This is a genomic window from Novosphingobium sp. CCH12-A3 (genome assembly GCF_001556015.1).
GTDB lineage: Bacteria > Pseudomonadota > Alphaproteobacteria > Sphingomonadales > Sphingomonadaceae > Novosphingobium > Novosphingobium subterraneum.
Window position 1 is genome coordinate 1 of sequence record NZ_LSIA01000277.1, and the last position, 10,417, is coordinate 10,417.

The 10,417-nt window shown below is 62.0% G+C and carries 8 protein-coding genes; 6 read left to right on the forward strand and 2 right to left on the reverse strand.

Annotated features, from left to right (window positions below):
- Window positions 1-19 precede the first annotated feature (19 nt).
- On the forward strand, window positions 20-982 hold the full coding sequence (locus tag AX703_RS22140; RefSeq protein ID WP_039337390.1) for an iron ABC transporter permease: 963 nt from the start codon (window positions 20-22) through the stop codon (window positions 980-982).
- A complete protein-coding gene (locus tag AX703_RS22145) occupies window positions 982-1,713 on the forward strand; it encodes an ABC transporter ATP-binding protein (protein WP_082734751.1) in 732 nt (243 codons plus the stop codon). The genes AX703_RS22140 and AX703_RS22145 overlap by 1 nt, the downstream gene beginning before the upstream one ends.
- An 8-nt stretch (window positions 1,714-1,721) precedes the next feature.
- On the opposite strand, the gene AX703_RS22150 is transcribed toward AX703_RS22145, so the two are convergent.
- Window positions 1,722-1,937, reverse strand: coding sequence for a hypothetical protein (locus tag AX703_RS22150; RefSeq protein ID WP_062347317.1), 216 nt, complete (start codon window positions 1,935-1,937; stop codon window positions 1,722-1,724).
- A gap of 263 nt (window positions 1,938-2,200) precedes the next feature.
- Between AX703_RS22150 and AX703_RS22155 the strand changes: the two genes are divergently transcribed.
- Window positions 2,201-3,097 (forward strand): hypothetical protein, encoded by an 897-nt coding sequence (locus AX703_RS22155; protein WP_062347318.1) that lies wholly within the window; start codon window positions 2,201-2,203, stop codon window positions 3,095-3,097.
- A 293-nt stretch (window positions 3,098-3,390) separates the two neighbouring features.
- Entirely contained in the window at window positions 3,391-5,094 is a 1,704-nt protein-coding gene (locus AX703_RS22160) for a transferrin-binding protein-like solute binding protein (protein ID WP_062347319.1), read from the forward strand.
- A gap of 21 nt (window positions 5,095-5,115) precedes the next feature.
- Here the strand turns inward: AX703_RS22160 and AX703_RS22165 are convergent, their stop codons facing one another.
- Complete coding sequence (locus AX703_RS22165; protein ID WP_082734752.1) at window positions 5,116-5,487, reverse strand: hypothetical protein; 372 nt, start codon at window positions 5,485-5,487, stop codon at window positions 5,116-5,118.
- A 234-nt stretch (window positions 5,488-5,721) separates the two neighbouring features.
- Between AX703_RS22165 and uvrA the strand changes: the two genes are divergently transcribed.
- Entirely contained in the window at window positions 5,722-8,640 is a 2,919-nt protein-coding gene (gene uvrA / locus AX703_RS22170) for an excinuclease ABC subunit UvrA (RefSeq protein ID WP_062347321.1), read from the forward strand.
- 501 nt (window positions 8,641-9,141) lie between these two features.
- Complete coding sequence (locus AX703_RS27605) at window positions 9,142-10,374, forward strand: hypothetical protein (protein ID WP_156452180.1); 1,233 nt, start codon at window positions 9,142-9,144, stop codon at window positions 10,372-10,374.
- Window positions 10,375-10,417: the final 43 nt, after the last annotated feature.

The window sequence follows — 10,417 nt, forward strand, 5'->3', positions numbered from 1 at the left end:
TGGCAGGCACTGCCACCAAATGACCCGCCCCGTCATTTCCCTTTGCGCCGCCCTGGCACTGGCCCTCCCGCTCTCGCTCCTCGCCGGGCAAGTGTGGATCGACCCCTTCGGCGCCCCCGTCCCCAACGCCACCGCGATCCTCATGGAATTGCGCCTGCCCCGCGCGCTTCTTGCCCTGACGCTCGGCGGGGGCCTGGGCGCTGCCGGCGCGGCCATGCAAGGCTACCTGCGCAACCCGCTGGCTGACCCCGGCCTCTTCGGCATCGCCCCGGCTGCAGCGCTCGGCGCGGTCCTCTCGTTCTACACCGGCTACGAAACGCAAGCGCTCACGCTCCCGCTCTTCGCCCTCGTCGGAGCCGCCGGAGCCATGGCCCTGCTTGCCCTGATCGCCGGGCGAAGTGGCGGCATTGCACTGTTCACGCTGGCGGGCATGATGATCGCCAGCCTTGCCGGGGCCATGACCAGCCTTGCCATCAGCCTTTCGCCCAATCCCTTCGCCCTGTCCGAGATCGTCACCTGGCTGATGGGGGCGCTGGCCGATCGCGGCTGGCACGAGGTGCGCCTGGCTGCCCCGCTGACCATCCTCGGCCTCGCTGCCCTGTGGCGCGCCGGCCCCGCGCTCGATGCCCTTGCCTTGGGCGAGGCCGCCGCCCGCTCTTTGGGAGTCGAACCTGCGCGCCTTCTTGGCATCATGATCGTCGCCATCGGCCTGATCGTCGGCAGCGGGGTCGCGGTGGCGGGCATGATCGGTTTTGTCGGCCTGATGGTCCCGCACTTCGTCCGCCCGTTCACCGACCAGCGCCCCTCGGCCACGCTCCTCCCCTCCGCCCTGGCCGGAGCGCTGCTGCTGCTTGTCGCCGATTGCCTGTGCCGCGTCCTTCCGCTGCAAGGAGGCGAGCTTCGCCTCGGCATAGCGCTCAGCCTTGCCGGCGCGCCGTTCTTCCTGCGCCTGCTCCTCAAGCTGCGGAGGGAACTGGCATGATGCTCGAAGCGCTTGGGCTGACCATCCCCCACCGCCTGCAGGGCGTCACCGCGCAACTGTGCGCTGGCGGTGTCACTGCCATTGTCGGTCCCAACGGTGCAGGCAAGTCCACGCTGCTTGCCGCGCTTGCCGGCCTGATCGAGCCCGCAACCGGCACCGTCACCCTTGCCAGCCAGCCGCTGGCGCAGATGCTGCCGCAGGAGTGCGCGCGCCGTATCGGCTATCTTCCGCAATCGGGCGAGGTCGCGTGGAACCTCTCGGTCCGCACGCTCGTCGGACTTGGCCGCCTGCCGCACCGCGCAAGTCCCGCCGAGGATGCCGAAGCCGTGGCTCAGGCCATCGCGACGATGCAGCTCGAACCTCTGGCCGAGCGCTCGCTGTCCACCCTGTCAGGGGGCGAGCGCGCCCGCGCCCTGCTTGCCCGGGTGCTCGCCACGAAGCCGCACTGGATTCTGGCCGACGAACCGCTCGCCGCGCTCGATCTTGCCCACCAGCAGGCCTTGATCCAGCGCCTGCGCCGGCTCGCGGAAGAGGGCAGGGGAGTCGTGCTCGTCGTCCACGATCTCGCCCTGGCGATGAACCATGCCCATCACGTGGTCGTGCTCGACAGGGGCCGCGTCGCCGCGCAGGGCAAGCCACGCGATGCTCTCTCGCAGGAGGTCATCGCCCGCGTCTGGAATCTCGATGCACGCTGGCTGGGTGAGCCCGGCCACATGGCGCTGGCGATGTAGAAGATGTATTACGCCGCGGTCGGGGCGATCTGGTCGTTTTCGTGACGATGCTCGGTCATTGCGGCGGCAAAGTCGGCCGCGAAATAGGCGGCAAAGCTCTCGCGCACCCGCATCGAGATCGCCGGACGATCCTCGCGCGCGCCAGCGCTGCGGCAGAACAGGCTCTGCGCCGGCGGGTTGCCGGATGCTGCCGGAATTGTTGGCAATGGACGGTCGGCGCTCATGCTTGGTGGCCCTGAAACCCTATCTTTGGTTAGCAGGCCCTAGCAAAGTTTCGTCACGCGCGATTGTATGGTTTCGACAAAGTTACGTAGTTGACCGACGAAATTTCCCCTCAGAGTAGCCATCATGCACCTTTGCGCACGCAAGGATTGTGATGAAAATCACATGCTTGGCCCGTCTTTACGTTCGCGCCCTTACGGGTTTGCCTCTAGTTCTAGTCATCGGGTTGCCCGGTGCGGAGATTCGGGCAGCAACAGAGGGCAACATGATCACGACGCTGCGCAACGCCACCGCCACCCTTTCGCTTGCAACCTTGCTGGCCTCATGCGGCGGTGGCGATGGTGGCGGCGGCATGGCATCCACGCCTCCGCCGGTCACATACAAGACGCTTGCCGAACTGTCCGGCGATCAGACCTTCCAGTCGGGCGGAATTACCGGCGTGCCCGTCGGCCCGGAACTCAGGAACCAAAGCACCCTTGCTTTCGGCCAGGGCGTGGAGATCAGGTATTCGGCCGCGACCGATTCCTACAACCTCAACAACGGCAGTGGCCTAGTTGTCGAATTTGCGCCCGCGCAGGTCGTCAATCGTAACGATACGACCGTCACCTGGCAGAAGCCTGCCGGCAACGGCGCTGTCGATTTTCTTTCAATCTCCAATCCCAGCGTCAACGGCGTGAAGCTCAGCTACGCGCTGTTCGGCAACTGGACGCATTATCAGCCGGGTGCGGACCGATCTTACAGCCTTGTCGGAGGCGTGCCCACCCAGGCCACCGATGTGCCACGTAGCGGCAGCGCCACTTATGCGACCCAAGTCGTCGGGCTCGCCGCCAGAAGCGGGCAGGGCTACTACCTGATTGGTGAATCGACCGGCACATTCTCGGCCAATTTCGGCAGCAATTCGGTCAGCACCAGCCTGACGCTCGCGGGCAAGGCACCCAACAGCACCGTGGTCACCTCGTTTGGCAATTTCAACGGCACCGGCACGATCAGCAGTTCCGGCCCGGGCTTCACCGGCACGCTTTCGGGAAGCAACGCTTCGGGCGCCTTCAGTGGTGCATTCTTCGGCCCGCGCGGGATCGAGGCTGGCTACACCTTCTTCCTCAATGGCACCACTGACACCACGCTCAGCGTTCAGGGCGCTTTGTTCGGCAAGAAGAACTGAGCCCGTTCCTGCTTTCAACAAGGTGGGGGGCATCCGCAGGTTGGTGGAGCGGCCCGAATGGGACAGCGCCTTGCAGAAAAGGGCGAAAACCAACCTCTTTGCCCCCTCCGGAAAGCGGGAGGGGTTGGGGTGAGCCTTCCTCGCACGCGGTCCCACGACTAGAAGTCTCCAAAACGTGATTAAAATCACACAATTGATCCAAATAGATGTTCGCGATTAACATCGGTTCTGGCTAATTCTTCCTCCGAATTGGTGTCTGAATACAGGGATTCGGGCCAGCAACGGGGGCAACCGTGAACCGCAAGATTTTCGCCGCAACAGCCACGACAACGCTCGCCCTCCTGCTGGCCTCATGTGGCGGTGGTAGTGGCGGCGGTGTGAGCAGCACGCCAACGCCTGTTCCCACTCCGACGCCGACGCCCACTCCGACGCCGACCTCCAGCGCCAACGCGGATCTGATTGCACCGCTGGTAAGCGAGACGTTTGCGACAAGCGCTAGCACCGCAGCTGCGACGTTCGACAATTCCGGTGGAATCAGTGCTCAAAGCCAGGGCGTTCAGCAGCTGACATTCAAGTACGATGCTTCTGCCGGGACCTATACAGTGTCGACCGCCGGACGCAGCATGACGGCAGGCTCCGCCACGCGTTCCGGGCTTGCGACTTATCAGCAGACCAGTGGTTCAACCTCGCAGGCGCTCACGCTCACCGGTAACTCCAGCGGCACAGCGTCATACGATTACAAGTATGTCGGAGCGGGATTCTGGCAACGGCAGACCAGGTCGTCGTCCGGCGTTGTCGGGACTTTTGACGCATTTGTATACGGCGTGCCGACAGCATCTGTCCCCAGAACCGGCAAAGGCTATTACCGGTCGGAGGTCCTTGGCGCGCTGACTTCCTCGGGCGAACCTGCGCCGCTGAGTTTCAGAGGCACCGGCATCGTGACTGCGGAACTCGCGACCGGCGGAATAAGCGGTTCGGCAAACATTCAACTCTTCAACGCAGATGGAAGTCGGAAGTCCAACGGTGATCGTGACGGCGTGCTCAGTCTGACCGGACAGGTCGGTGCGTCGGATGCCCGGATCAGCGGGTCAGTCGCACTTGCAGCTTTTGGCACTTATCAAGGGGCGCTCGCGGGCGGCCTGTTTGGTCCGGAGGCTGCGGAGATCGGCCTGTCCTATTCGGGCGTGAACGAGAACGGCTTCGTCATGGCGGGAGCACTGGTCGGACGCAAGGACAGCTCGCTGAACCTTCCGACGTTAGCGGAACTAAGCCAAGCCACAAGCTTCATCGGTGGTTACGACCGCGGATTCTATCTCACAGTGATGCGATACGATCCGGTCGCCAAGACCTACACCATTCCCGGCTCTGTCACCTTCGATGCCGGAGAAGTGGTTCTCGGGCCGCAACAGCGCAGTACTCAGCAGACCGATGCGAACTTCGTGACCTACTCGCTTTCCCAGGGGGGCTACGACATCACCGGCAAGGTCTACAAGGTTGGAAGCGAAAACAGCGAAATAGCACTGTCCTACGCAACTTTCACGGAACTGACTTTTGTCCGTCCTGCCACAGGCGTGACTGAGCGACGGAATCTGCTGTGGGGAATAAGAACGGATTCGGCCGTCATGCCAAAGGCAGGCCAGGCCAGTTACAGTGGCATACTGCGCGGCTTTGGCAGCGACAGTGACAAGGCAAGCTATGCATTGAGCGGGACGTCAAAACTCTCCGTGAACTTTGCAAACTATCAGATTTCTGGCTCGATGAATCCGACGCTAAGAAACCTTGCCAACGGGCAATTCATCAATCTTGGGGAGCTCGGGATAGCTGCAACGGTAGACGGGACGTCCTTCGTTGGTGGTGTGGGCGGCGGAGATATCCGCGGCCTTTTCTTCGGCCCGCAAGCCGAAGAACTTGGGGCGATTTTCAATATCCGCCAATACGACGGACTGCGCCAGTATCTGCTTACGGTCGACGGCGTACTGCTTGCCAAGAAGAACTGACGCGTTTGACCATAGGACCCGTCAACGCGCGCAGTATTCGTAGCGCCCGGCCTGGCACGCCGCCACCGCGCGGCGCCATTCGGCCATGCGCTGCTCGTAATCGTCCTGGGCCTGGGCATAGCCGCGGTCGCCGTCGCGGCCTCCACGGCCACTGCGGGCGTTGTGCTGGCGCCACGCCGCCCAGTCTTTCGCATAGCGGGCATCGCGCTCGCGCACGCGGGCCAGTTCCTGCTGGTTGAGCTTGCGGATGATCGCCCGGTCGCGTTCGCGCGCAGCCTGCGTGCGCATCTGCGGGTCATGGGGATCGTCGGCCAGCGCCACGCCCGGCAGAGCCACAACCCCAAGCGCCAGCGCGCTGCACATCATCCGCACGTTCATTCCCGAGACCCTCATGTTATCGCTGCTTCATCCCGCGGCCGCGGCACCCGCGCAATCCACCTTGCGCCGAACCGTTGGCACCCGGTCGCAGCCACCGTCCCTTTCGTCGCGCCCGGGGAAGCGAAACCGTGCCCCCGAAAGCCCATATTGCACTGCACTGGTCCGCTCCCCACATGGCGCTTGCATCCGGGCCGGCACTTCCGTCCGAATCCCTTGCGAAACCCGAACAAATATGGAACACCGCCGCGCATGTCTCTCACTACCATTTCCGTCCGCGGCGCCCGTGAACACAACCTCAAGGGGATCGACGTCGATCTCCCCCGCGATAGCCTGATCGTCATCACCGGCCTCTCGGGCTCGGGCAAGTCGAGCCTCGCGTTCGACACGATCTATGCCGAGGGCCAGCGCCGCTACGTGGAATCGCTCAGCGCCTATGCGCGCCAGTTCCTCGAGATGATGCAGAAGCCCGATGTCGAGCATATCGACGGCCTCTCCCCCGCCATCTCCATCGAGCAGAAGACCACCAGCCGCAACCCGCGCTCGACCGTCGCCACCGTCACCGAGGTCTACGACTACATGCGCCTGCTCTGGGCGCGCATCGGCGTGCCCTACAGCCCCGCCACCGGCGAGCCGATCAGCGCGCAGACCGTCAGCCAGATGGTCGATCGCGTCATGGCCCTGCCCGAAGGCACCCGCGCCTACCTGCTCGCCCCGGTCGTGCGCGGCCGCAAGGGTGAATACCGCCGCGAGCTCGCCGAATGGCAGAAGGCCGGCTACACCCGCGTCCGCATCAACGGCGAGATCATGCCGATCGAGGACGCGCCTGCGCTCGACAAGAAGCTCAAGCACGACATCGAGGTGGTGGTTGACCGTATTGCCGTCCGCGACGGCATCCAGACCCGCCTGGCCGACAGCTTCGAACAGGCCCTCAAGCTGGCCGACGGCCTTGCCTACGTCGATCTCGCCGATGGCGTCGTCCCCGGCCGCGAGGAAGAATCGGACGCCAATGGCAAGAAGGGCGCCCAGAAGACGGGAATGAAGAAGACCGGCCTTGCCGCCAACCGCATCGTCTTCTCCGAAAAGTTCGCCTGCCCCGTCAGCGGCTTCACCATCGAGTCCATCGAACCGCGCCTGTTCTCGTTCAACGCCCCCCAGGGCGCATGCCCCGCCTGCGATGGCCTTGGCGAAAAGCTGCTGTTCGATCCCCAGCTCGTCGTGCCGAACGAGAACCTGTCGCTCAAGCAGGGCGCCGTCGTCCCCTGGGCCAAGAGCAACCCGCCGTCGCCCTATTACATGCAGGTCCTCGCCAGCCTCGCCGCGCATTTCGGCTTCAGCCTCGATACGCCATGGGACGCGCTGCCGGCCGAGGTCAAGATCGTCATCCTCTATGGCACCGCCGGCAAGGCGGTGCCGCTGACCTTCATCGACGGCAAGAAGAGCTACACCGTCAACAAGGCCTTCGAAGGCGTGATCGGCAACCTCAACCGCCGCATGCTGCAAACCGAAAGCGCCTGGATGCGCGAGGAGCTGGGCAAGTTCCAGACCGCGCAACCGTGCGAGACCTGCGAAGGCAAGCGCCTCAAGCCCGAGGCGCTGTCGGTCAAGGTCGCCGGGCGCGATATCTCCTCGGTCACCCGCCTTTCCGTCGCCGCCGCGGTCGAATGGTACGCCAATCTCGACAGCCAGCTCACCAGCCAGCAGAGCCAGATCGCCAGGGCCATCCTCAAGGAAATCAACGAGCGTCTCGGCTTCCTCAACAACGTCGGCCTCGATTACCTCAACCTCGATCGCACCTCGGGCACCCTCTCGGGCGGCGAGAGCCAGCGCATCCGCTTGGCGTCCCAGATCGGCTCGGGCCTCTCGGGCGTGCTCTACGTGCTCGACGAACCCTCCATCGGCCTCCACCAGCGCGACAATGACCGCCTGCTCGAAACCCTCAAGCGCCTGCGCGATCTCGGCAACACCGTGATCGTGGTCGAGCATGACGAGGACGCCATCCGCACCGCCGATCACGTCGTCGATCTTGGCCCCGGCGCGGGCGTCCACGGCGGCGAGATCGTCGCGCAGGGCACATTGGACGATATTCTCAACAACCCCAACAGCCTCACCGGCCAGTACCTCACAGGCGCGCGGAAGATCGAGGTCCCCAGGACCCGCCGCAAGGGCAACGGCCTGTTCATCGGCGTCGAGGGCGCGCGCGCCAACAACCTCCAGAACGTCAGCGCGAAGATCCCGCTGGGCACCTTCACCTGCGTCACCGGCGTCTCCGGCTCGGGCAAGTCGAGCTTCACCATCGACACGCTCCACGCCGTCGCCGCCCGCACGCTCAATGGCGCGCGCGTGATCGCCGGCGCGCACGATCGCGTCACCGGGCTTGAACACTGCGACAAGGTGATCGAGATCGACCAGTCGCCCATCGGCCGCACCCCGCGCTCGAACCCCGCCACCTACACCGGCGCCTTCACCCTGATCCGTGACTGGTTTGCCGGCCTCCCCGAAAGCGCCGCGCGCGGCTACAAGGCCGGCCGCTTCAGCTTCAACGTCAAGGGTGGCCGCTGCGAGAAGTGCCAGGGCGATGGCCTGATCAAGATCGAGATGCACTTCCTGCCCGACGTCTACGTCACCTGCGAGGAGTGTGACGGCAAGCGCTACAACCGCGAAACGCTCGAGGTGAAGTTCAAGGGCCACTCCATCGCCGACGTGCTCGACATGACGATCGAGGACGCCGAGGAGTTCTTCAAGGCCGTGCCCCCGATCCGTGACCGGATGCACATGCTCAACGAAGTGGGCCTGGGCTACGTCAAGGTCGGCCAGCAGGCGACGACGCTGTCGGGCGGCGAAGCCCAGCGCGTCAAACTCGCCAAGGAACTCGCCCGCCGCAGCACCGGGCAGACGCTCTACATCCTCGACGAGCCCACCACCGGCCTCCACTTCGAAGACGTGCGCAAGCTGCTGGAAGTCCTTCACCGCCTCGTCGAACAGGGCAACTCGGTCGTCGTGATCGAACACAACCTCGACGTGATCAAGACCGCCGACTGGATCATCGACCTCGGCCCCGAAGGCGGCGTCCGCGGCGGCGAGATCGTGGCGGAAGGCACCCCGGAGCAGGTCGCCAAGAACCCCCGCAGCTTCACCGGCCAATATATGGCCCCCCTGCTGAAGCGCTAGTTCCTCCCCGCCCGCTCATCCTGAGCTTGTCGAAGGAGGGAGGGGGACCACCAAAGGTGGCGGAGGGGCACCCCGGTTCCTCCCCGTTACGGGGAGGGGGACCATCCGCAGGATGGTGGAGGGGCACCCTCGCAACACCACCCCCTCTAAACACAAACCCCGTCACCCTGAACTCGGTTCAGGGTCCATCTCTCCCCACATGCGGAGGCCCAATCGGCAAAACGGATCCTGAACCAAGTTCAGGATGACGAAGCAAGTGGTAACCACCCCACCACCCAAGCCCCGCTCATTCTGAGGCTGTCGAAGGATGCCAGCACAACGCCGCTAATCTGCGAATGCTGGGCCTCGGTGTTGCCTAAGTGGGTGGCTAATTGGGGATTGAGTAAACTGTCCCGTTGATCCAAAAACGAGTCAAAGTGTCGCGTGAGCCATGCTGTATGCTCGGTGATGTGAATTGAAAAATTATTTTGCAAGCAGGTATCTATGACGAGTCGGACTAGTTTGAAGTTCACTGACCGAGCTATCGAGTTAATGCAGAATCTGCCTAGCGAGCTTTATTACCCGGTCGGGTCAGCGACGCCGATGTCGCATTTACGAGCACTTTATAGCCTTGGAATAAGAGGGTTTGCGATTTCATCCGCAGCAAAAGCTGTCTCCGTGATCGGACGATTTCCGGATGCTAAAATTGCACTTAGGGTAAGAGGGCTAAGGGCGCATCAGATTGCAGATTTGTGTCTGCGGTCTGGAATTACATCATTCATTGTAAGGGATACGCATGACTTAAACACGCTAAATAATGCTTACATAGGACATAAAAATATTGATATAATTATTGAATCCTTTAAGCCGAGGGGCTTGGATAGAGAAATATTTGATTCCGTCAAGTTATTGCGTGATGCAAGAAAGTCAGCAGACAGATTGGGCGTGTGTTATACTTTTGATCATAGAGCAAATTTAATCGGTTATGCAGAGCAATGGGTTAAGGAAATCCGCGCGCTTTTGGTGGCGGCTCAAGTTGCTGTCGACATAATTTATCTGAAAGGCAACTTGCCTCCGGTTTCAAATTTGAAATTTTTCTTCGATCTTCCGATTAGTTACTCAGCAAAACTTTTGCTTGAACCTCGGGCGGCATACTTTGATGAAGAACTGTTAGATGACTCGTCTGACCTAGAATCTTCAGTTGGGCCTGTTTCGAAGAATGCGGATTCTCATGAACAACAAGTTCCAACTCCGCCTCAGGAGACAAGTTCAACGACTTATGGCATCAACCTAGACGGTCGCCTTGATCGACTGCCTCATAAGGATCAGAAGGCACTTCGGGATGAACCAGACCAGCGCCGTGCCTATGAGGATCTTCGCCAAGTTGCGACAGAGCTCAAAGGTGAAAATCAAAGGTTAGGCCCGAGGCTGGAGCGTGCCTTAGATCGAATGATTCGGTCTCTGCCCGAGAATTTCGATGAAGCAGAAGCATACTTGGTTTGGAGAGATGCAAATTCCTTGCGGCGTCTTTATCTGGCCCATCGAGAAGCCTCGAAGAATCCTGATTATGACGAAGCTAAGCTTGAACCAGTTATTGGCGAACAGCTAGGCGGATTCTTAGATCTTTACAATCACTTCGCTTATTTTGATGATGGATTGCGGGCGAAGGATGAGGCTCGAATACCGCCGCAAGAGCGCCCCAAGATCGAAGTTGAGGCTGAGGCTGCTTCCGCGGTGGTTCAAGCTAGAGCATAATCCGACCGGATAGAATCGCAGGGGGTTCCCAAGGCGCTGGAAA

Coding starts and splice junctions, on each gene's coding strand:
- AX703_RS22140 (WP_039337390.1), top strand. CDS start 20: ATGACCCGCCCCGTCATTTCCCTTTGCGCCGCCCTGGCACTGGCCCTC.
- AX703_RS22145 (WP_082734751.1), top strand. CDS start 982: ATGCTCGAAGCGCTTGGGCTGACCATCCCCCACCGCCTGCAGGGCGTC.
- AX703_RS22150 (WP_062347317.1), bottom strand. CDS start 1,937: ATGAGCGCCGACCGTCCATTGCCAACAATTCCGGCAGCATCCGGCAAC.
- AX703_RS22155 (WP_062347318.1), top strand. CDS start 2,201: ATGATCACGACGCTGCGCAACGCCACCGCCACCCTTTCGCTTGCAACC.
- AX703_RS22165 (WP_082734752.1), bottom strand. CDS start 5,487: ATGAGGGTCTCGGGAATGAACGTGCGGATGATGTGCAGCGCGCTGGCG.
- uvrA (WP_062347321.1), top strand. CDS start 5,722: ATGTCTCTCACTACCATTTCCGTCCGCGGCGCCCGTGAACACAACCTC.